Annotated in this window: 18 protein-coding genes; 11 read left to right on the top strand and 7 right to left on the bottom strand. The window is 67.7% G+C overall.

The genetic code is table 11. The annotated features are described in order from the left end of the window. Positions 1-4 precede the first annotated feature (4 nt). The 7 genes from O4H32_RS04875 (at position 5) to O4H32_RS04905 (ending at position 6,124) form a co-directional block, all read left to right on the top strand. Complete coding sequence (locus tag O4H32_RS04875; protein ID WP_269357239.1) at positions 5-646, top strand: RnfABCDGE type electron transport complex subunit B; 642 nt, start codon at positions 5-7, stop codon at positions 644-646. Then, the gene (nth, locus tag O4H32_RS04880; protein ID WP_269357240.1) at positions 643-1,281 is read left to right on the top strand and encodes an endonuclease III; all 639 of its coding nucleotides are present in this window, start codon (positions 643-645) and stop codon (positions 1,279-1,281) included. The genes O4H32_RS04875 and nth overlap by 4 nt, the downstream gene beginning before the upstream one ends. Positions 1,282-1,418: 137 nt before the next feature. Continuing rightward, a complete protein-coding gene (locus tag O4H32_RS04885) occupies positions 1,419-2,201 on the top strand; it encodes an ABC transporter ATP-binding protein (RefSeq protein WP_269357241.1) in 783 nt (260 codons plus the stop codon). After that, entirely contained in the window at positions 2,198-2,908 is a 711-nt protein-coding gene (locus O4H32_RS04890; protein WP_269357242.1) for an ABC transporter ATP-binding protein, read from the top strand. Before O4H32_RS04885 ends, O4H32_RS04890 begins: the two co-directional genes overlap by 4 nt. Positions 2,909-2,972: 64 nt before the next feature. After that, positions 2,973-4,184, top strand: coding sequence for an ABC transporter substrate-binding protein (locus tag O4H32_RS04895; protein WP_269357243.1), 1,212 nt, complete (start codon positions 2,973-2,975; stop codon positions 4,182-4,184). Between the two features lie 87 nt (positions 4,185-4,271). After that, positions 4,272-5,159 (top strand): branched-chain amino acid ABC transporter permease, encoded by an 888-nt coding sequence (locus O4H32_RS04900; protein ID WP_269357244.1) that lies wholly within the window; start codon positions 4,272-4,274, stop codon positions 5,157-5,159. Beyond that, a complete protein-coding gene (locus O4H32_RS04905) occupies positions 5,156-6,124 on the top strand; it encodes a branched-chain amino acid ABC transporter permease (RefSeq protein ID WP_269357245.1) in 969 nt (322 codons plus the stop codon). The genes O4H32_RS04900 and O4H32_RS04905 overlap by 4 nt, the downstream gene beginning before the upstream one ends. A gap of 139 nt (positions 6,125-6,263) precedes the next feature. Here O4H32_RS04905 and O4H32_RS04910 read toward each other — a convergent pair whose 3' ends face one another. From O4H32_RS04910 to O4H32_RS04925, 4 genes are read right to left on the bottom strand one after another with little or no spacing between them, the layout of a single operon-like run. Next, complete coding sequence (locus O4H32_RS04910; RefSeq protein WP_269357246.1) at positions 6,264-7,061, bottom strand: ABC transporter ATP-binding protein; 798 nt, start codon at positions 7,059-7,061, stop codon at positions 6,264-6,266. Continuing rightward, positions 7,058-9,001 carry a branched-chain amino acid ABC transporter ATP-binding protein/permease gene (locus tag O4H32_RS04915; RefSeq protein WP_269357247.1) on the bottom strand — a complete coding sequence of 648 codons (1,944 nt, stop codon included), beginning with the start codon at positions 8,999-9,001 and terminating at the stop codon, positions 7,058-7,060. The genes O4H32_RS04910 and O4H32_RS04915 overlap by 4 nt, the downstream gene beginning before the upstream one ends. A gap of 6 nt (positions 9,002-9,007) precedes the next feature. Continuing rightward, on the bottom strand, positions 9,008-10,045 hold the full coding sequence (locus O4H32_RS04920) for a branched-chain amino acid ABC transporter permease (RefSeq protein ID WP_269357248.1): 1,038 nt from the start codon (positions 10,043-10,045) through the stop codon (positions 9,008-9,010). Positions 10,046-10,052: 7 nt separating this feature from the next. Next, entirely contained in the window at positions 10,053-11,222 is a 1,170-nt protein-coding gene (locus tag O4H32_RS04925; protein ID WP_269357249.1) for an ABC transporter substrate-binding protein, read from the bottom strand. 232 nt (positions 11,223-11,454) lie between these two features. Between O4H32_RS04925 and msrB the strand changes: the two genes are divergently transcribed. From msrB to O4H32_RS04945, 4 genes are read left to right on the top strand one after another with little or no spacing between them, the layout of a single operon-like run. Further along, complete coding sequence (gene msrB, locus O4H32_RS04930) at positions 11,455-11,850, top strand: peptide-methionine (R)-S-oxide reductase MsrB (RefSeq protein WP_269357250.1); 396 nt, start codon at positions 11,455-11,457, stop codon at positions 11,848-11,850. A 16-nt stretch (positions 11,851-11,866) separates the two neighbouring features. Further along, entirely contained in the window at positions 11,867-12,451 is a 585-nt protein-coding gene (locus O4H32_RS04935) for a septation protein A (protein WP_269357251.1), read from the top strand. After that, positions 12,448-12,735: a BolA family protein gene (locus tag O4H32_RS04940; RefSeq protein WP_269357252.1), complete on the top strand. Its 288-nt coding sequence runs from the start codon at positions 12,448-12,450 to the stop codon at positions 12,733-12,735. The genes O4H32_RS04935 and O4H32_RS04940 overlap by 4 nt, the downstream gene beginning before the upstream one ends. Continuing rightward, on the top strand, positions 12,732-13,523 hold the full coding sequence (locus O4H32_RS04945; protein ID WP_269357253.1) for a peptidylprolyl isomerase: 792 nt from the start codon (positions 12,732-12,734) through the stop codon (positions 13,521-13,523). The genes O4H32_RS04940 and O4H32_RS04945 overlap by 4 nt, the downstream gene beginning before the upstream one ends. 84 nt (positions 13,524-13,607) lie before the next feature. Here the strand turns inward: O4H32_RS04945 and ligA are convergent, their stop codons facing one another. Genes ligA through smc form a run of 3 tightly spaced genes read right to left on the bottom strand, consistent with a single transcriptional unit; the run spans position 13,608 to position 20,363 of the window. After that, the gene (gene ligA, locus O4H32_RS04950; protein WP_269357254.1) at positions 13,608-15,809 is read right to left on the bottom strand and encodes an NAD-dependent DNA ligase LigA; all 2,202 of its coding nucleotides are present in this window, start codon (positions 15,807-15,809) and stop codon (positions 13,608-13,610) included. Next, positions 15,806-16,795 carry a cell division protein ZipA C-terminal FtsZ-binding domain-containing protein gene (locus tag O4H32_RS04955; protein ID WP_269357255.1) on the bottom strand — a complete coding sequence of 330 codons (990 nt, stop codon included), beginning with the start codon at positions 16,793-16,795 and terminating at the stop codon, positions 15,806-15,808. The genes ligA and O4H32_RS04955 overlap by 4 nt, the downstream gene beginning before the upstream one ends. A 34-nt stretch (positions 16,796-16,829) precedes the next feature. Then, positions 16,830-20,363 (bottom strand): chromosome segregation protein SMC, encoded by a 3,534-nt coding sequence (gene smc, locus O4H32_RS04960; protein WP_269357256.1) that lies wholly within the window; start codon positions 20,361-20,363, stop codon positions 16,830-16,832. Positions 20,364-20,485 lie beyond the last annotated feature (122 nt).

Raw genomic sequence — 20,485 nt, forward strand, 5'->3', positions numbered from 1 at the left:
GACGGTGTACGCCGTCCCCCGTGCGTTTCCGCCCGCCGTGCCCACACTGACCGATACCCTCGACGCCCTGCTGCCGCAGACCCAATGTACGCAATGCGGGTACGACGGCTGCCGCCCCTACGCCCAGGCCATGGCCGAGGGGCTGGCCGACACCAACCGCTGCCCGCCCGGCGGGCCGGGCGTCATCGAGGCGCTGTCGCGGACGCTGAATCGTCCGGCGCGCCCCCTGGATCCGGATTGCGGCACGCACCAACCCTTCCGCGTGGCGCTCATCGACGAGACCCACTGCATCGGCTGCACCCTGTGCATCCAGGCCTGTCCGGTGGACGCCATCCTCGGCGCCAACCAGTGCATGCACACCGTCATCGAGGCCGACTGCACCGGCTGCGAGCGCTGCGTGGCCCCCTGTCCGGTGGACTGCATCGCCATGATCCCCGCTGGCCGCGACTGGACGGCCGAGGACGCCGACACCGCCCGCGCGCGCTACCAGGCGCGCAACGTCCGGTTGCGGTCACGCCACGACGAGGATGCCGGCCCCGCCGCGCGCACGCTGGCCAACAAGCCCGTCCTGACCGCCCCCGACTCCGGCGACAAACAGGATCGCATCGCCCAGGCCCTGGCCCGGGCGCGCGCCCGACGCCCATGAAACGCGCCGCCATCGAAGAATGCTTCCGCCGCCTGCGCGAAGCCAACCCCCACCCCAGGACCGAACTGGAATACGGCAGCGTCTTTCAACTTCTGGTGGCCGTCATGCTTTCGGCCCAGGCGACCGACCGTTCCGTCAACCTGGCCACCCGCCGATTCTTCCCGGAGCACGGTACGCCCGAGGGCCTGCTGGCCCTGGGCATAACGGGATTGACCGAGGCGATCCGCACCATCGGCCTGTACAAGACCAAGGCGCGCAATGTCATCCGCACCTGCGAACTGCTGCTGGAACGGCACGGCGGCCAGGTACCGGACCGCCGCGAAGCGCTGGAAGCCCTGCCCGGGGTCGGCCGCAAGACCGCCAACGTGGTGCTGAACACGGCTTTCCGCCAACCCGCGATGGCCGTGGACACGCACATCTTCCGCGTGGCCAACCGGACCGGCATCGCCCCGGGCAAGACCGTGCTGGCCGTCGAACAGGCGCTGCTGCGCCGGGTGCCGAAGGACTACCTGCTCGACGCCCACCACTGGCTGATTCTGCACGGCCGCTACGTCTGCGTCGCCCGCAAGCCGAAATGCCCCCGGTGTCCCATCGCCGACCTGTGCGAATACCCGGACAAGACCCGCCCCGAATAGGGCCCGCTATTGCACCGCAATATCCCAGCGACGCAACGACAACTCTGTAAAACCCCTATGGAGCCAAGGCCACGTCCGCTCCATACTTGAAGCATCCGCCATCGGGCGCCGCACTGCGACATTGAACACGGGGCATCATGGGCACAGAACCCTCCATCATTCTCGAAACCCGACGACTCTCGAAAACCTTTCTCGGCTTCACCGCCGTGGATTCCGTGGACCTGAAGATCCAACGCGGCCACATCCACGCGCTGATCGGCCCCAACGGCGCGGGCAAGACCACCTGCTTCAATCTGCTCACCAAATTCCTCGTGCCCAGCCAGGGCCAGATCTTCTTCGAAGGCAAGGAAATCACCGGCGACAAACCGGCTGAAATCGCCCGCAAGGGCATCATCCGGTCTTTCCAGATTTCGGCCGTCTTCCCGCAACTGACGGTGCTCGACAACGTACGCATCGCCCTGCAACGCGCCACCGGCACCTCGTTCCACTTCTGGCGCAGCGAGTCCAGCCTGCGCCACCTCGACGGCCGGGCCATGGAATTGCTCGCAGAGGTCGACCTGGCCGACTTCGCCGCCCAGATGACCGTGAACCTGCCCTACGGCCGCAAGCGCGCCCTGGAAATCGCCACCACCCTGGCCATGGAACCCAGCCTGATGCTGCTGGACGAGCCCACCCAGGGCATGGGCCACGAGGACGTGGACCGGGTCACCCGCCTCATCAAGCAGGTCAGCGCGGGACGCACCATCCTGATGGTGGAGCACAACATGAAAGTCGTTTCTTCCATCGCCGACCGCATCACCGTGCTGGCGCGCGGCGCGGTGCTGGCCGAGGGCGACTACGCGACCGTCTCGAACAACCCCGCCGTGATGGAAGCCTACATGGGCACCACCCAGGGCGAACTCGAAGGGGCCCACGCATGAGTCTCGCACTCGAAATCTCCGATCTGCACGCCTGGTACGGCGAATCCCACGTGTTGCACGGCGTGAACATGCGCGTCGAGCCCGGCCAGGTCGTCACCCTGCTGGGCCGCAACGGCGCCGGACGCACCACCACGCTGCGCGCGCTGCTGGGCCTGACCAGCCGGCGCACCGGCTCGATCCGCATCCAGGGCACCGAGTCGATCCATCTGGCCACCCACCGCATCGCGCACCTGGGCATCGGCTACTGCCCTGAGGAACGTGGCATCTTCGCCTCGCTGTCCTGCGAGGAAAACCTGCTGCTGCCGCCCACCGTGGGCGACACCCTGGGCGGAGGCATGTCGCTGGCCGAGATCTACGACATGTTCCCCAATCTGCTCGAACGGCGCCACTCGCCGGGTACCCGCCTGTCCGGGGGCGAGCAACAGATGCTGGCTGTCGCACGCATTCTGCGCACCGGCGCCAACCTGCTGCTGCTCGACGAGATCTCCGAAGGCCTGGCCCCGGTCATCGTGCAGGCGCTGGACCGCATGATCCGCACCCTCAAGACCAAGGGCTACACCGTCGTCATGGTCGAGCAGAACTTCCGCTTCGCCGCGCCCCTGGCCGACCATTTCTACGTCATGGAACATGGCCAGATCGTGGAACAATTCCCCGCCGGCCAGCTTCAGGAAAAACAATCCACCCTCGACAGCCTGCTGGGCGTCTGACCGGCGCCAGCGCCCCATTTTCCACCGATCCGCCGGCACAACCGGCACAAAAAGGAGACTTCCCATGAAACTGCGTACCCTATCCGCCGCGCTGGCCGTTGCCGGCCTGGGCTTCGGTCTCTCGGCCCAGGCCGCGGGGATTTCAGACGATGTGATCCGCATCGGTTTCATCGCCGACATGTCCGGCGTGTATGCGGACATCGACGGCAATGCCGGCGCCGACGCCATCCGCATGGCGATCGCCGACATGGGGGGCGAAATCAACGGGAAGAAAATCGAACTGCTGACCGCCGATCACCAGAACAAAGCCGACATCGCCTCGGCCCGCGCCCGCGAATGGTTCGACCAGCAGCATCTGGACATGCTGATCGGCGGCACCAATTCGGCCACCGCGCTGGCCATGGCCGCCGTGGCCGCCGAAAAGAAAAAGCCCTTCATGGCCGTCGGCCCGGGCTCTTCGGCACTGACCAATGCGCAATGCACCCCCTACACCGTCCACTACGCCTACAACACCGTCGCGCTGGCCCACGGCACGGGTTCGGCCGTGGTGCGCGAGGGAGGCAAGACCTGGTTCTACCTGACCGCCGACTACGCCTTCGGGCACTCGCTGGAACAAGACACGATGAAGGTCGTGGAGGCGTCCGGCGGCAAAAACCTGGGCGCCGTGCGCGCACCGCTGGCGACGACGGACTTCTCCTCCTTCCTGCTGCAGGCGCAAAGCTCCGGCGCCCAGGTCCTGGGCCTGGCCAACGCGGGCGGCGACTTCATCAACTCCGTCAAGGCCGCCAAGGAATTCGGCGTCACCCAGACCATGAAACTGGCCGGTCTGCTGGTGTTCATCAACGACATCCACGCCCTGGGCCTGGACAGCACCGCCGGCCTGTACCTGACCACGCCCTGGTACTGGGACCAGAACGATGAATCGCGTGCCTGGTCCAAGCGTTTCTTCGAACAGCACAAGCGCGCGCCGTCCTTCCTGCAGGCGGGCGATTATTCGGTGGCCAAGACCTACCTGGAAGCCGTCAAGGCCATCGGCACGGACGACGGCGATGCCGTCATGAAACAGCTCAAGAGCATCAAGATCAACGACATGTTCATGAAGAACGGCTACATCCGCAAGGACGGCCTGACGATGCACGACATGTACCTGGCTCAGGTGAAGAAACCCGACCAGTCGAAGGCGCCCTGGGACTACTACAACATCGTGCGCACCCTGCCGGCCGAATCGGTCTATGGCGCGGAATCGACCTCGACCTGCGCGCTGCTCAAGAAATAAGCGGCGCATGAACTCCGGGCTCCCTCCCCTGCCGGGCGGGAGCCCGCGATTCTCGTCCCTCCTCCCGCCCGCTTTCACCGCAGCCCTATGACAGAACTTTTCGGTGTTCCCATCCAGGCCCTGCTCGGCCAGCTCCTGCTGGGCCTGGTCAACGGCTCGTTCTACGCCGTCCTTTCGCTGGGGCTGGCCGTCATCTTCGGCCTGCTCAACATCATCAATTTCGCCCACGGCGCGCTCTACATGCTGGGCGCTTTCGTCGCCTGGATGGGCCTGCAGTACCTCGGGCTGAACTACTGGGTCATGCTCGCCGTGGCCCCCCTCGTCGTGGGCCTGTTCGGCATCCTCCTGGAACGCCTGCTGCTGCGTCGCCTGTACAAGCTCGACCCGCTCTACGGCCTGCTGCTCACCTTCGGGCTCACGCTGCTCATCGAAGGGCTGTTCCGCAGTTTCTACGGCGTCTCGGGCCAGCCCTACAGCACGCCCGCGCTGCTGCAGGGCGGCGTGAACCTGGGCTTCATGTTCCTGCCCATCTACCGCGCCTGGGTTGTCGTGGCCTCGATCCTGGCCTGCCTGCTGACCTGGTTCGTGATCGAGAAGACCCGGCTGGGCGCCCTGCTGCGCGCCGGCACCGAAAACCCCAAACTGGTCGAAGCCTTCGGCGTGAACGTCCCGCTGATGATCTCGCTGACCTTCGGCTTCGGCGTGGGCCTGGCCGGCTTCGCCGGCGTGCTCGCCGCCCCGATCCTGCAGGTCTCCCCGCTGATGGGCTCGAACCTGATCATCGTCGTCTTCGCCGTGGTCGTCATCGGCGGCATGGGCTCGATCCTGGGGTCGATCCTCACCGGCCTGGGGCTGGGCATCATCGAGGGCTTCACCAAGGTCTTCTGGCCCGAGGCCTCCAGCACCGTGGTGTTCATCATCATGGTGATCGTGCTGCTCACCCGCCCGGCCGGGCTGTTCGGGAAGGAATCATGAATCGTCAACTGATTGGCTATCTGGCCGCCATCGTCCTGCTCGCGGCCCTGCCCGGGCTGGGCGGCTATCCGATCTTCATCATGAAGGTCATGTGCTACGCCCTGTTCGCGTGCGCTTTCAATCTGCTGCTGGGCTACACCGGACTGCTGTCCTTCGGCCACGCCGCCTTCCTGGGACTGGCCGCCTACGCCTGCGGCCAGTCTCTGACCGTCTGGGGCTGGCCCACGCTGGGCGGGCTGCTCTTCGGTACCGCGGCCGCCGGCGTGCTGGGCCTGGTATTCGGCCTGCTCTCGATCCGGCGCAGCGGCATCTACTTTGCCATGATCACCCTGGCGCTCGCCCAGATGCTGTTCTTCTACTTCCTGCAGGCACCGTTCACCGGCGGCGAAGACGGGCTGCAGGGCATTCCGCGCGGCAGCATCCTCGGGCTGGACCTCGGCCAGGACATCAATCTGTACTACGTGGTGCTGGTGATTTTCGTGCTGGGCTACGCCCTGATCTGGCGCACCGTGCACTCGCCCTTCGGCCAGGTCCTGAAGGCCATCCGCGAAAACGAACCGCGCATGATCTCGCTGGGCTACGATGTGGACCGCTTCAAGCTGCTGGCCTTCGTGCTCTCGGCCACGCTCGCCGGGCTGGCCGGCGCCACCAAGTCGCTGGTGTTCGTATCGGCCACGCTGTCGGACGCCACCTGGCAGATGTCGGGCATGGTGATCCTGATGACGCTGATCGGCGGCATGGGCACGCTCACCGGCCCGGTGCTGGGCGCGATCATCGTCGTGGCCCTGGAAAACAAGGTCGGCGAGTTCGGCCGCTTCCTGATGCATCAGACCGGCATCGAATGGTTCCGCGTCCTGGGCGAATCGGTCACCATCGTCATCGGCCTGATCTTCATCGTCTGCGTGCTGTCCTTCCGACGCGGCATCGTCGGCGAATGGCTGGCCAGGCGACACAAGGCCGGTTGATCCGTCATCCGGCTGATGCAGTCAACGAAATTGGCCCGTCAGGGCCATTTTCGTTGGGGGGGTGTGTCCTCTCAAACCGAAGCAGCCCCCCACGTCGCCGCTTGCAAGCGGCTCCGGCTTGCCTGGCACAGAAGAGTCCTCAAGGACTCCTCTGTGTCCCGGCAAGCCCAAGATAGCTTTCGATGACCCGGGGATGTCCCGCCAGCATGCGGGATTCGCCTTCCAGGACGACGGCGCCGGTTTCCAGAACATAGCCACGATCCGCCACGTGCAAGGCGGCGCGGGCGTTCTGCTCCACCAGCAGGATGGAAACGCCGGTGCTGCGCAAGCGGGCGATGGTCTGGAAGATTTCCCGGACCACTCGCGGCGCCAGGCCCAGGCTGGGTTCGTCCAGCATCAGCAAGGCCGGACGCGCCATCAGGGCACGGCCCAGCGCCAGCATCTGGCGCTCGCCCCCCGACAACGTCCCCGCCGCCTGGCCGGCGCGTTCCCTCAAGCGAGGAAACAGGTCGTAGACCTCGTCCAGGGTGTCGCGCCAGCCCTGAACGCCGGCGCGGTACAAACGGAAGCCGCCCAGCAGCAGGTTGTCGCGCACGGACATGCTGGCGAACAGTTCGCGGCGTTCCGGCACCAGCGACAGGCCCTGGCCGACGCGGCGCTCGATGTCCCAACCCTGCACTTCCATGTCCTGGAACACGATCGAGCCCCGGCTGTGCCCCCGCAAGGGCAATGCCCCCATGATCGCGCCCAGCAGGGTCGATTTTCCGGCGCCGTTGGCGCCGATGACGGTCACGATCTCGCCCCGGCCCACGGTCAGGTCGATGGGATCCAGGGCGGCCACCTTGCCATAGTGCGCCGACAGACCCCGGACCGAGAGGACGGGGGCGGCGGATATCGCCACGCCCGTCCCTGCGACGGAGGAAAGGTCGGCGCTCATGTGGCTTCTCCGGGCCGCGCCACCTCGCGGCCTGCAGGCCGCTCGGCCTCTCCGGCACGCATCTCCCCCACCTCGCGGCCTGCAGGCCGCTCGGATTCGCCCGGCGCGGGACGGTCCGCGGGGACCGTCCCTGGTCCGGGCTCATCCCAAGTTTCGTCGAGGCCGCCCAGGTAGGCTTCCAGCACGGCCGGGTTGCGCTGAATGTCCGCCGGGACACCCTCGGCCAGCATCGTACCGAAATCCATGACCAGCAGGTGATCGGTCAGGTTCATCACAAAGTCCATGTCGTGCTCGACCAGCAGCAGGCTCATGCCCTCGCGTCGCAATTGATCCAGCACCGCCGCCAGCGCCTGCTTTTCCTGATAGCGCAGGCCGGCCGCCGGCTCGTCGAGCAGCAGCGCGATAGGATCGCAACACAGCGCCCGGGCGATCTCCACGATGCGCTGGCGGCCCAGCGGCAGGCTGCCGGCAGGCTGGTCGAGCACGTCGCCCAGCCCCACCCGTTCGATCTGGCGCGCGGCTTCGCGCAGCAGTGCCGCCTCGGCGGTCCGGTCCAGACGCAGCGCCGCCGACACCACGCCGGATCCGCTGCGCAGGTGGGCGCCCAGTGCGACGTTTTCCAGCACGCTCATGTCCGGCAGCAATTGCACGTGCTGGAAACTGCGCGCCAGCCCCCGGCGGGCGATCTCGCGTGCCGGCAGGCCGTCGATGCGGTCCCCCATGAAACGCACCGCGCCGCCGGACAAGGGCGCCACGCCGCTGATGAGATTGAAGGTGGTGCTCTTGCCCGCCCCGTTGGGGCCGATCAGCCCCATGATTTCGCCCGCCCGCAGGCGGAAGCTGATGTCGTTGACCGCCACCAGGCCGCCGAACTCCTTGCGCACGCGGTCGACTTCCAGGACCAGATCGCCCACCGTGGGCGAGGAACGGCGCGGCAGTTCCGGCGCGGCGGCCAGGCGCGCCGGATCATGGCCCTTGGATTCGGCGCGACCGCCCAGCCGCGACCACAGCCGGGCCAGGACGGGCCACAGGCCGTCGCGGGCGAACTGCAGCACCAGGATCATCAGCACGCCAAAGGCCAGCAGCTCCAGGTTCGCGCTCGTGCCCACCAGGCCGGGCAGCACATTCTGCAACTGGTCCTTGACGATCAGGATGGCGGCGGCGCCCGCCACCGCGCCCCAGACGCTGCCCGAACCGCCCACCACGGCCATGAACAGGTATTCGATGCCGTAGCCCAGGCCGAATGGGCTGGGGCTGACGGCGCGCTGCATGTGCGCGTACAGCCAGCCCGACACGCAGCCCAGCAGCGCGGCATAGACGAAGATGACGACCTTGTAGTGCGCCAGGTCGACGCCGAAGGATTCGGCCATGGAGCCGCTGCGCAGGGCGCGGATGGCCCGTCCCGCGCGTGAATCCAGCAGGTTGTGCGTGGCCCACAGGGCCAGCAGCAGGATCAGCCAGATCAACAGATACATGCGCGGCCCGGTTCCCAGGGACCAGCCGCCGATCGACAGCGGCGGAATACCCGCGATGCCGTCGTAGCGGCCCAGGAAATCCAGGTTGCCGTACAGGTAGTACAGCGCCAGGCACCAGGCCAGGGTGCACAGGGGCAGATAGTGGCCGGACAGGCGCAGCGTGATGGCCCCGAGCGCGTAGGCAACCAGACAGGTCAACGCCAGACCGGCGATCAGGCCCAGCCAGGGCGACACGCCCGCCACCGTCGTCAGCCAGGCCGTGGAATAGGCACCGAGGCCGACGAAGGCCGACTGGCCGAAGGACGTCAAGCCGCCGACGCCGGTCAGCAGGACCAGCCCCAGCACCACCAGGCTGTAGAGCCCGATATAGTTCATCTGGGTGATCCAGAAGGGGGGCACGCCGGGGATCCAGGGCAGCAGGGCCAGGATCGGGAGCAGAATCATGAGGAGGTGACGCGGGCGCATGCGGACCTATTCCTCCTCGTCCAGGTGGACGCTGCCGAACGAGCGCCACAGCAGGACCGGGATGATCAGGGTGAAGACGATGGCTTCCTTGAAGGGGCTGGCCCAGAAGGAAGAAAAGGCCTCGAGGACGCCGACGAACAGGGCGCCCGCCGCCGCGGCCGGATAGCTGACGAGACCGCCGAAAATGGCCGCCACGAAACCCTTCAGGCCGATCAGGAAGCCTGTGTCGTAATAAATGGTGGTGATGGCGGCGATCAGCATGCCCGACAGCGCGCCGATGGCGGCCGCCAGAGTGAAGGTCAGGCTGCCCGCCACCCGCGTGCTGATGCCCACCAGCCGCGCCCCGCGCCGGTTGACGGCGGTGGCCCGCAGGGCGCTGCCATAAAGCGTACGGCTGAAGAACAGCCACAACCCGCCGATCAGCGCGGCGCAGGTGGCCAGCACCGCGAAAGTCTGGGCGGTCCAGGCCACCGGCCCGATCTGCACCGTCCCCTCGACCAGGGCCGGCGTACGCCAGCCCTCGGCGCCGAAGAACAGCAGCCCCAGGCCGGTCAACGCAAAATGCACGGCGACCGATACGATCAACAATACCAGCACGCTGGCCTGCTCCACGGGCTGGTACACCAGGCGATAGATCATCGGCCCCATGGGCACCACCAGCGCCAACGCGAACAGCACCCGCAGGGCCAGGGGCACATCCGGCCCGGCCGCCAGAGGAGCCAGGGCCTCCAGCGCCAGCGGCAGGACCAGCGCCCAGCCCAGGGTGCGGCCGTAGCCGCGCCACTGGCGGGCGCGCCAGCACGAGACCGCCTCGACCAGGCAGACCAGCACGCCCATCAGCACCAGCAGGTGCGCCGTCCCCGGCACCCGGCCATTGGCGAGAAATGCCAGGGACAGGGCGCCGAAGGTGACGAATTCCCCCTGGGGAATCAGGATCACCCGCGTGACCACGAACACCAGCACCAGCGCCAGGCCCAGCAGGGCGTAGATGGCGCCGTTCAGGATGCCGTCCTGCAGGAGGATCAGCGCGATAGTCAGATCCACGGCAGTCTTACAGATCCGGCTGGTAGGTCCACTTGCCGTTCACGACCTGCACCATGACGCGACCGCGCTCGTCCAGGCCGGCGTGATCGGTCGGGCTCAGGTTGAAGACGCCCTGGGAGGCGGGCAGTTCCCTGACCTGTTCCAGGGCGTCGCGCAGGGCCGAGCGGAATTCCGGCGTGCCCGGCTTGGCACCGGTCTTCAGGGCGCGGGGAATCGCGTCGTTGATCAGTTGGCCGGCGTCCCACATGTGCCCGCCGAACGTGTTGGTCGTGCCCGCGCCGTACTTCGCCTCGTAGGCCTTGACGTACACCAGGGCGCTGGCCTTGACCGGGTTGCTGTCGGGCAACTGGGCCGCCACCAGCAACGGACCGGCCGGCAGGATCATGCCTTCGCAGGCCTTGCCGCAGACCCGCAACACGTCGTTGTTGGCCGCGCCATGGGTCTGGTAGATACGGCCCTTGTAGCCGCGCTCGACCAGCTCGCGCTGCGGCAGGGCCACCGGCGTGCCCGAAGCGGCGATCAGGATGCCGTCGGGCTTGGCCGACAGCAGCTTCAGCACCTGGCCGGTGACACTGGTGTCGGGCCGGGCGAAGCGTTCCGCCGCCACGACCTTGATGCCCTTGGCCTCGGCGGCGGCCTTCATTTCCTGAAGCCAGCCGTCGCCGTAGGCGTCGCTGAAGCCGATGAAACCCAGCGTCTTGACGTGCTGCTTGACCATCGCGTCCGCCAGGGCGGCGGCCATCAGCGCGTCATTCTGCGGCGTCTTGTAGACCCACTTGCGGGGACCGTCCACCGGCTCGACGAGCTTGGCGTTGGCGGCCACGCTGATCATGGGCGTGCCGGTTTCGGCGGCCACGTCCGACATGGCCAGCGAAGCCGGCGTCACGGAAGTGCCCAGCACCACGTCGACATGGTCGTCGGCCGTGAGCTTGCGGATGTTCTTCACCGCCTGAGTGGTGTCGGTGGCGTCATCCAGCACGATGTACTGCACGGTCTGACCACCGATCTCTTTCGGCAGCAGGGCCACGGTGTCGCGCTCGGGGATGCCCAGCGAAGCGGCCGGCCCGGTGGACGACACCGTCACGCCGACCTTGATCTGTGCCGTGGCGGCCAGGGGCAATGCGGCCAGCAGCGCGGCCGCACCCAGGGTGAGCCGCAGGGAAACCGGAAATGTCATGTTTGTCTCCGAATGTTTTTTGACGGACCGTGCAATTCATGGCCGAGAACCCGGCGGGTCGAGGCATAAACACGTGAACGGGCGTCATATTATCGCAGGCTGGCGCAATTTGCTGTCGCGCAATGGCGAATCGCCTCGCAGGCGCGCCGATCTCACCCCGGATATCCCTCCGCCGCCGGTGTCAAAGTCGATTAAGATGGAGGATTGAAGTGAAATTCTGGACAGGTTCCTCGTGGACAAGATCGAGCGCACGGACGCCGAATGGCGCGCGCAGCTTTCCCCCGACGAATTCGCGGTCACGCGGCTGAAGCACACCGAACGCCCCTTCACGGGACGCTACTGGGACACCACCCGGGCCGGCACCTACCTCTGCGTCTGCTGCGGCACTCCGCTGTTCGCCTCGGATACGAAATTCGACGCGGGCTGCGGCTGGCCCAGCTATTTCGAGCCCGTCGCCCCCGACCGCGTGCGCGAACTGCGCGACACCAGCCACGGCATGATCCGCACTGAAATCCTGTGCGCCGTCTGCGATGCCCACCTGGGCCATGTATTCCCCGACGGCCCGCCCCCCACCGGGCTGCGCTACTGCATCAACTCCCTGTCCCTGAAATTCGTCCCGGCCGAATGACCGCCCCCATGCCCGCATGAAAAAATTCCTGTTCGACCTCTTCCCGCTGATCCTGTTCTTCCTGGCCTTCCGCTTCGCCGACATCTATGTCGCCACCGGAACGGCCATGGCGGCGGTCGTGCTGCAGATCCTGTGGCTGCGGCTGACCGGCCGCCCGATCGAACCCATGCACTGGATCAACCTGACGGTGATCGTCGTGTTCGGCGGCGCGACCCTGCTGTTCCACGACGATACCTTCATCAAGTGGAAGCCCACGGTCCTGTACTGGCTGTTCGCCGCCATCCTGACGGGCGCACGCCTGTTCACCGGCCGCAACCTGATGCGACGCCTGATGGGCGACAAGATCGACCTGCCCGACCGCGCCTGGAACCGGCTGAACGACAGCTGGGCCGGCTTCTTCGTCGCCTCGGGCGCCCTGAACCTGTACGTGGCTTTTTCCGGCCGCTTCACCGAGGCGCAGTGGGTGAATTTCAAGGTCTTCGGCCTGATGATCCTGCTGCTGCTGTTCGTGGTGGCGCAATCCCTGTGGCTGGGCCGGCACATCCAGGCCGAGCCCGCCGCGCACCGCACCGAAGGCCCCGACGGCGAGCCGCGCGCATGAGTGCCGACGACACCGACCTGCGGGCCGTGCTGGCCGGGCGCCTGGCCGCCCTCGAACCCGCGCGGCTGGACCTCATCGACGAATCCCATCTGCATGCCGGCCATGTCGGCGCGCAGGGTGGCGCGAGGCACTTTCGCGTCCGTATCGTGTCCAACCGGTTCCAGGGGCTCGGCACCCTCGCCCGCCATCGTCTTGTGTATGATTGCGTGCGTGATCTGATGCCCCATCCGATTCACGCCCTGGCCATCGAGGCCGGCACCCCTCCCATCGAAGGATTTTCATGAAACGTATCGCCGCTTTCGCCCTGGCCTGCTCCCTGACGCTGCCGGTCTGGGCCAAGGACATCGCCACCGTCAACGGCCAGGGCATCTCCCAGGCCAAATTCGACCAGTTCGTCGGCATGCTGGTCAGCCAGGGCGCCCAGGACACGCCGCAACTGCGCGACCAGGTCAAGCAGGAAATGATCAACCGCCTGGTGGCGGTCCAGGCCGCCGAGAAGGCCGGCCTGCAGAAGGATCCCGCCGTCCAGCAGGAAACCGAGCTGGCCACGCAAAGCATCCTGGTGCGCGCCCTGATGGCCAAGTACCTGAAGGACCACCCCGTCAGCGAAGCCGACCTGCAAAAGGAATACGACACCCTCAAGGCCCAACAGGCCTCGCGCCAGGAATACAAGCTGCGTCACATCCTGGTCAAGGACGAGGCCAAGGCCAAGGACCTGATCAAGGCGATCAAGGCGAAGAAGACCACGTTCGAGGCGGCCGCGAAGAAAGACTCGATCGACACCGGCAGCGGCAAGAACGGCGGCGAGCTGGGCTGGGGTCCGACCAGCAACTACGTGCCCGAATTCGCCCAGGCCGTGGAAAGCATGAAAAAGGGCGATCTCAGCGCCCAGCCCGTGCAGACGCAATTCGGCTGGCACGTGATCCAGGTCGAGGACGTGCGCCCGATCGCCTTCCCGTCCTTCGACGAAGCCAAGCCCCAGCTCGAGGAAATGATGCGTCAGCAGGCCCTGGCCACCTACCAGAAGGGCTTGATGAAGGACGCCAAGATCGTGGACAAGGCGGAAAAGTAAAAGCCTCCCACGCAGCGCAGCCAAGGGCTGCGTGCTTCGGCAACGGCCTTCCTTCGGGGAGGCCGTTGCTTATTGGGCCGACGGTCAGGCGCCGAGCAGCGCCTTCAGCCCGGCCTCGTCGATCACGGCCACGCCCAGTTCGGCGGCCTTGGCGAGCTTGCTGCCGGCCTCATCGCCGGCCACCACCCAGGCGGTCTTGCGGGACACCGAGCCGCTGACCTTGCCACCGGCCGCGAGGATCAGGCGCGTGGCCTCGTCGCGGCTCAGGCTCGGCAGGGTGCCTGTCAGCACCAGGGTCTTGCCCGCCAGGGGTTTCTCGCCGGCCGGCGCCTCGTCGGCCCGGGGTTCGACCCCGACGGCCCGCAGCGCGTCGATGACCTCGCGGTTGTGCGCCTCGGCGAAAAAACGCCGGATCGAGGCCGCCACCACCGGGCCGACATCCGGCACCTGCAGCAGGGCGTCTTCGGAGGCATGCATGATGGCATCGATGGAGCCGAAATGCCGCGCCACGTCGCGCGCCGTGGTCTCGCCCACGTGGCGGATGCCCAGGGCATACAGCAGGCGTGACAAGGGCGGGTGACGGCGCTGGTTGATGGCCTCGACCAGATTGCGTGCCGACTTCGCCCCCATGCGCGGATAGGTGGACAGTTCCAGTTCCCCCCCGCCGGACGGGTCCGCCAGGGCGTACAGATCCGCCAGGGTGCGGACCTTGCCGTTGTCCACCAGTTGCTCGATCAGCTTGTCGCCCAGGCCATCGATATCCAGGGCCTTGCGGCTGGCGGCATGCCACAAGGTCTGCTTGCGCTGCGCGGGACAGAACAGTCCGCCGGTACACCGCGTGACCGCCTCGCCCTCCGGGCGCTCGACCGCCGAACCGCATTCCGGACACACCGGGCACGCGGCCAGCAAGTCGAAAACCGGCGCGCCGGCCGGACGCAATGCCAGCACCGGCCCGACGACCTCGGGAATGACATCGCCCGCGCGCCGCACCACCACGGTGTCGCCGATGCGCACGTCCTTGCGGTGGATCTCGTCCTCGTTGTGGAGCGTGGCGTTGGTGACGGTCACCCCGCCGACGAAGACCGGCTGCAGCCGCGCCACCGGCGTCAGCGCCCCGGTGCGCCCCACCTGGACATCGATGCCGAGCAGCCGGGTGGTTTCCTCCTGGGCGGGGAATTTGTGCGCAATGGCGAAGCGCGGCGCGCGCGCGACGAAGCCCAGGACGTCCTGGGCGCGCAGGTCGTCGACCTTGTAGACCACCCCGTCGATCTCGTAGGGAAGGTTCGCGCGGGACGCCCCCACGGTCTCATAGAAACGCAGCAGGGCCGAAGCCCCATGGCACAGCATCCGTCCGGGGCTGACGGCGAAACCGAAACCCGCCAGCCATTCCAGCATGCCGGAATGGGTCGCGCGCGGCCGCAGTTCGGCGCCTGCGGCGTCCAGGATCTGGCCCCAGCCGTAGGCATAGAAACGCAGCGGCCGCGTCGCCGTCACGCGCGGGTCCAATTGACGCAGGCTGCCGGCCGCCGCGTTGCGAGGATTGACGAAGGGTTTGTCGCCCCGGGCGGTCTGGGCCTCGTTCAGCCGCGCAAAATCCGCCCGCGTCATCAGCACCTCGCCTCGCACCTCCAGCACGGCGGGGGCATCGCCCCGCAGCCGCAGGGGCACCGAGCGCAGCGTGCGGATGTTGGCGGTGATGTCCTCTCCCTGGGCGCCATCGCCCCGGGTCGCCGCCTGGACCAGGCGGCCCTTTTCGTAACGCAGGCTGACCGCCAGGCCATCGAACTTGTATTCCGCGGCATAGGCCACGCCGGGGTTCGGCGGCCCGCGATGCGGCGCGGCCTCATCGGCGGCCGCAAGCGGTCCGGATCCGTCAGGCGCGGCCCCGTCCGCTGGGACCGCCCCACGGCCGGCCTCGCCAAGCAGACCGGCATCGATCAAGATGGCCGCGACCCGCTCGTCGAAGGCGACGACATCCTCCGCTTCGAAGGCATTGCTCAGCGACAGCATGCGTACGGCATGACGCACGGTGGCGAAATGATCCAGCGGCGTCGCGCCGACCCGCTGGGTGGGGGAATCGGGCGTCACCCAGTCGGGGTGATCGTGTTCGATGGCCTGGAGTTCGGCCATCAGGCGGTCGTACTCCGCATCCGAGACGGACGGCGCGTCTTCGACGTAATAGCGGCGGTTGTGGGCCTCGATGTCGGCGCGCAGGCTCTCCAGGCGCCGACGGTCGGCCGTCTCGCGGTCCTGCCCGGCGGCGCCCGCTTCGGGGCGCGAGGTCATGAGAACACCCGCGCCGAGCGGTCCGTGCCGGCCAGGAAGCCCGCCTGGTCGAGCTGGTCGTACAGGGCGCTGATCTGCCGGTCGATGGCGGGCGCGGAATCGTCCTGAAAGGTGCGGCCCTGGTCATCCAGCACATGGGCCTCCAGGCGCACGGCCAGATCGCGGCCCACGGTCACCATGCGGCTGAAGGCCTGATCGTCGGGCAAACTGTTGGGCACGTCCAGGACCAGATCGACACGATGAGTGGATTCGCCCTCCTGGGTCTCGACCTGCAGGGCGAAGCGCGGCAGGCCGTTTTCCGCCATCCAGGCCCATTGCCCGCGCGACTGGACGAAGCCCGACTCGGCGGCCGCCTGGATGATCGCCGCCACGGGACGCGGCTGGGCCAATTGAAGAATCAGTCCGACCTGGGCGTCCATGGCGGCGCAGCGCGCGTCGAGATCCGCCGCCTGGCGCAGCACCTCGTCCTGGTCCGGCGCCTCGATCAGGCCCTCGAAACGCTCGGCCAGATTCTGGGCCAGGGTCCAGAGATTGGACCATTCGATGGCCGTCAGCGGGCCGCTGCGGTTGGCCAGGACCACCGCCAATTGCAGCGACACATAGGATTCGCCCGGCAGCGCCTCGGCCCGATGACCGCCGCCTTCGCGTTCCGCGAACACGCGCACGGGCTTTTTGCCGACGCGGCCGATGGCCCGCAGGGCGTCGGCCAGGGATTCGCCCGCCACGGGATGGGCCAGGGCGATGTCGATGACCGCCTCGCAGGCGGGGTCCGGCTCAGGACTCTCGTCGGCCGCGGGCCGGCCGGCTTGCCACATGATCGGTTCGCGCCGGGGCGCCATGTCGCGCATCAGCACGTCGTGCCCCGCCTCCGGCAACGACTGGCGCATGCTGCGCCGCGCCCGCCAGTCCTGCCATGCGTTGTACAGCAGGACGACGACGATCAGCGCCACCCCGATCGAAATCAGCAAGATCTGCAAGTCGCTCATAGAGTCCTCTCATCCGGGCCTGTTCATACAGGCCCTAAGCCGCCTCGGCCGCCCATTGCAGGGCCGAGTCCATGTCCACGGCCACGATCCGCGACACGCCCTGTTCCTGCATGGTCACGCCGACCAGTTGCCGGGCCATCTGCATGGCGATTTTATTGTGTGAAATGAACAGAAACTGCGTCTGGTCGCTCATGCCGCGCACCAGGTTCGCATACCGTTCGGTATTGGCATCGTCCAGCGGCGCATCGACCTCGTCGAGCAGGCAGAACGGCGCCGGATTGAGTTTGAACAGGGCAAACACCAGGGCCGTCGCGGTCAGGGCTTTTTCACCGCCCGACAGCAGGTGGATGGTGCTGTTGCGCTTGCCCGGCGGCTGGGCCATGACTTGCACCCCGGCGTCCAGGATTTCCTCGCCGGTCATGGTCAGGCGGGCTTCGCCGCCGCCGAAAAGGCGTGGAAACAGCTCGCCGAAATGGCCGTTGACGGTCTCGAAAGTCTGCGACAGCAGTTCCCGGGTCTCGCGATCGATGCGGCGGATCGCGTTTTCCAGGGTTTCGATGGCCGCCAGCAGGTCGGCATGCTGGGCGTCCAGAAAGCCTTTGCGATCACGCGCCGCCGTCAGCTCGTCGAGCGCCGCCAGATTCACGGCGCCCAGCGATTCGATGTTCCGGGTGATGCGCTGGACCTCGGACTGCAGCCATTCCAGGCGCCGCCACTGGGGCGGCTGCTCTTCCAGGTGGCGGCGCAAGGCGTCGCGGTCCACCTGGCGGGCGTCGAGTTGCTCGGCGAACTGCTCGACCGACAGGCGCGAAGCCTGTTCCTTCAGTTGCAATTCGGTGATGCGCGCCCGCAGTGGGTCCAGGCCGCGCTCCAGCGTCAGCCGTTCTTCGTCCGCCTCGCGCAGGACGGCGGCCGCCCGATCCTGCTCCAGCCGCGCCTCGCGCAGGGACTCTTCGCACGCGGCACGGGCCTCGAGCGCGTCTTGCAGGCCGGCCTGCGCCATGGATTCGTCCAGTTCGAAAAGCTCGCCCTGCAGGGATTCGAGTTCGGCGCCCGCACGACGGGCCTGGTCTTCGGCCAGTTGCAGGGTACGGCGCGATTCGTCCAGCCGGTGGCGCAGGGTGCGCACGGCGTATTCGGCCTCCTGGGCGGCTCGCTCCTGGTCGCGACCCAACTGACGTGACCGCTCGGCCTGACGGGACAGGTCTTCCGCCTGCAGGTCGAGTTCCGCCAGACGTTCCTGCTGTTCGGCCAGGACTTGGTCCAGGGACTCGAAGCGGGCCTCGGATTCGGCCCGCCGCGCGTCCAGGTCCGCCTGCTGCTCGGCGAGTTCCTTCAGGTCGCGGTCCAGGCGGCGGGACTGCTCGTCGGACTGAGCCGCCTGCTGGCTGAGTTGCTGGTGGCGGATCTGGGCATCATGCTGCGCCCGCATGCGTTCGGCGATCTGCTGGCGCGCGGGCTGCAGCGCCTGGGCCAGGTTGCGGCACGCGGCATCGGCCTGGGCGTGGGCGTCCAGGGCCTGGTCGGCGATCAACTGCGCGGCGCGGATTTCCAGGGCCAGGTTGTCGATCTGCTGGCGGCGCGCCAGTTGCCCGGCCTGCTCCGAATCGGCCGCGTAGAAGCGCACGCCGCAGGCGTCGACCCGATGGCCGTCGCGCAGTACCCAGACGCCGCCGGGCGGCAGTTCACCGCGCCGGGCAATGGCGGCGCCCAGATCGTCGGCCACATGCACGCCGCGCAGCCACACAGCCAGCAGAGACTGCACGGCGGCATCGCGCGCATGGACGAAATCCAGCAGACGCGGCGCGTCCGTCCCCGAAGCCGGGAACGGGCCGGCATCGGCGGGCGTCTGGTAGAAAGCCAGGCGCGCGGGCGGCGGGTCCTGGGCGAAGGCGCGCACATGATCCAGCGTGCGCAGGCCCAGGGCGTTCATGCGTTCGTGCAGCACGGCTTCCAGGGCGGTTTCCCAGCCCGCCTCCACCCGCAGTTGCTGCCACAGGCGCGTCAGGCCGCCCAGTTCCTGGCGCTGCAGCCATGGTTCCAGCGCGTCTTCGGACTGGATCTTTTCCTGCAGCGCGATCAATGCCTGCCGGCGCGCATCGAGTTTTTCGAGATCCAGCCGCGCGGCCTGACTGGCCTGCAACGCGTCGGTCCTGGCGGTTTCCAGGTCCGGCATGCGGGATTCGAGCTCAAGCAGACGCGCCTGGGCTTCTTCGAGACGTTCCTGGGCGACGGCGCATTCCCCCGCCCAGCGCTGCAGTTCGGCCGGATCCGGCGCCCCCAGGGCGGCGCGTTCGTCTTCGAGCCGCGCACGGCGGTCTTCCAGGGCGCGCCACTGGCCATCGGCGTCCCGCTGGGACTGCGCCGCCAGCGCCAGATCCTGTTCGGTGCGCGCCAGCGTGCGACGCCATTCGTCGCGCCGGGCCGCCAGGTCGCGCAGCCGGGCATCAAGTTCGGGCAGACCGTCCTGGGCGCTCTGCGCCTGTTCGGCCAGTTGTTCCGCGCGGGCGGAGGCTTCCTCGATCTGGGCCTGGATGTCCTCGATCGATGCCTGGCTGTGGGCACGCTGGTCGCCCCATTCCTGTTGCTGGGCCTGCAATTGCGCGCGCCGGACCTGGAGGCGGTTGCGCGAATCGACCACGTGGCGGATCTCGGCCTCCAGGCGGCTGACCTGGGCACCGGCCTCAAACAGACTGCCCTGTGCCCGGTGAGCCCGCTCGCTGGCCTCGAAATGTGCGGCGCGGCGGGTTTCCAGGTCGGACTCCAGGGCGCGCAGCCCGGCCACGGCCGATTCAAGTTCGGCCTGGGCCCGCTCAGTCTCCACCGCCAGGGACTGGCGGCTTTCGCGCGCGGCCTGCTCCCGCAGCAGCCAGAGGGCGTGCTGCTTGAGTTCGCCCTCGGCCTGCAACGCCCGATAATCGGCCGCCACGCGGGCCTGGGATTCCAGTTTTTCGAGCTGGCTGGCGAGTTCGCGCAGGATGTCCTCCAGGCGGGTCAGGTTCTCGCGCGTGTCGCCCAGGCGGTTTTCGGTCTCGCGGCGGCGTTCCTTGTAGCGCGACACCCCGGCGGCTTCCTCGAGATAGACGCGCAGTTCCTCGGGGCGGGCCTCGATCAACCGGTTGATCATGCCCTGGCCGATGATGGCGTAGCCGCGCGCGCCCAGCCCCGTCCCGAGAAAGATGTCATGGATGTCGCGGCGGCGCACCGGCTGGTTGTTGATGAAATAGCTGCTGGCGCCGTCGCGGGTCAGCACCCGGCGGACGGCGATTTCCGCGAAGGCGGACCATTGCCCCGCCGCCCGGCCCTGGCTGTTGTCGAACACCAGCTCGACCGAGGCGCGCGCGGCCGGCTTGCGTTGGCCCGAGCCGTTGAAGATCACGTCCTGCATCGAGGCCCCGCGCAATTCGGAGGCCTTGGTCTCGCCCAGCACCCAACGCACGGCGTCGATGATGTTGGATTTGCCACAGCCGTTGGGGCCCACCACGCCGACCAGCTCGCTGGGCGTGGGAATCACGGTCGGATCCACGAAGGACTTGAATCCGGCTAATTTGATCTGCGTGAGGCGCACGGTGCTGGGGCGAACGAAAAATCGAGGCGCGTGAGTGACAGCGTATGATAACGCACCGGGTCCGGGAGACCGGCCTCCCCGACGGGGCCGCCCCGGCGGCAACCCGCTATACTGCAACTCTT

It is taken from the genome of Castellaniella denitrificans (assembly GCF_027214045.1).
Taxonomy (GTDB): Bacteria; Pseudomonadota; Gammaproteobacteria; order Burkholderiales; family Burkholderiaceae_B; genus Castellaniella; species Castellaniella denitrificans_A.

Bases quoted from the DNA above. Each gene is read 5' to 3' on its own strand.
- O4H32_RS04905 (WP_269357245.1), top strand. From the start codon at position 5,156: ATGAATCGTCAACTGATTGGCTATCTGGCCGCCATCGTCCTGCTCGCG.
- O4H32_RS04890 (WP_269357242.1), top strand. From the start codon at position 2,198: ATGAGTCTCGCACTCGAAATCTCCGATCTGCACGCCTGGTACGGCGAA.
- O4H32_RS04940 (WP_269357252.1), top strand. From the start codon at position 12,448: ATGAGTGCCGACGACACCGACCTGCGGGCCGTGCTGGCCGGGCGCCTG.
- nth (WP_269357240.1), top strand. From the start codon at position 643: ATGAAACGCGCCGCCATCGAAGAATGCTTCCGCCGCCTGCGCGAAGCC.
- O4H32_RS04915 (WP_269357247.1), bottom strand. From the start codon at position 9,001: ATGCGCCCGCGTCACCTCCTCATGATTCTGCTCCCGATCCTGGCCCTG.
- ligA (WP_269357254.1), bottom strand. From the start codon at position 15,809: ATGACCTCGCGCCCCGAAGCGGGCGCCGCCGGGCAGGACCGCGAGACG.
- O4H32_RS04900 (WP_269357244.1), top strand. From the start codon at position 4,272: ATGACAGAACTTTTCGGTGTTCCCATCCAGGCCCTGCTCGGCCAGCTC.
- O4H32_RS04895 (WP_269357243.1), top strand. From the start codon at position 2,973: ATGAAACTGCGTACCCTATCCGCCGCGCTGGCCGTTGCCGGCCTGGGC.
- O4H32_RS04955 (WP_269357255.1), bottom strand. From the start codon at position 16,795: ATGAGCGACTTGCAGATCTTGCTGATTTCGATCGGGGTGGCGCTGATC.
- O4H32_RS04910 (WP_269357246.1), bottom strand. From the start codon at position 7,061: ATGAGCGCCGACCTTTCCTCCGTCGCAGGGACGGGCGTGGCGATATCC.
- O4H32_RS04945 (WP_269357253.1), top strand. From the start codon at position 12,732: ATGAAACGTATCGCCGCTTTCGCCCTGGCCTGCTCCCTGACGCTGCCG.
- O4H32_RS04885 (WP_269357241.1), top strand. From the start codon at position 1,419: ATGGGCACAGAACCCTCCATCATTCTCGAAACCCGACGACTCTCGAAA.
- O4H32_RS04935 (WP_269357251.1), top strand. From the start codon at position 11,867: ATGAAAAAATTCCTGTTCGACCTCTTCCCGCTGATCCTGTTCTTCCTG.
- O4H32_RS04925 (WP_269357249.1), bottom strand. From the start codon at position 11,222: ATGACATTTCCGGTTTCCCTGCGGCTCACCCTGGGTGCGGCCGCGCTG.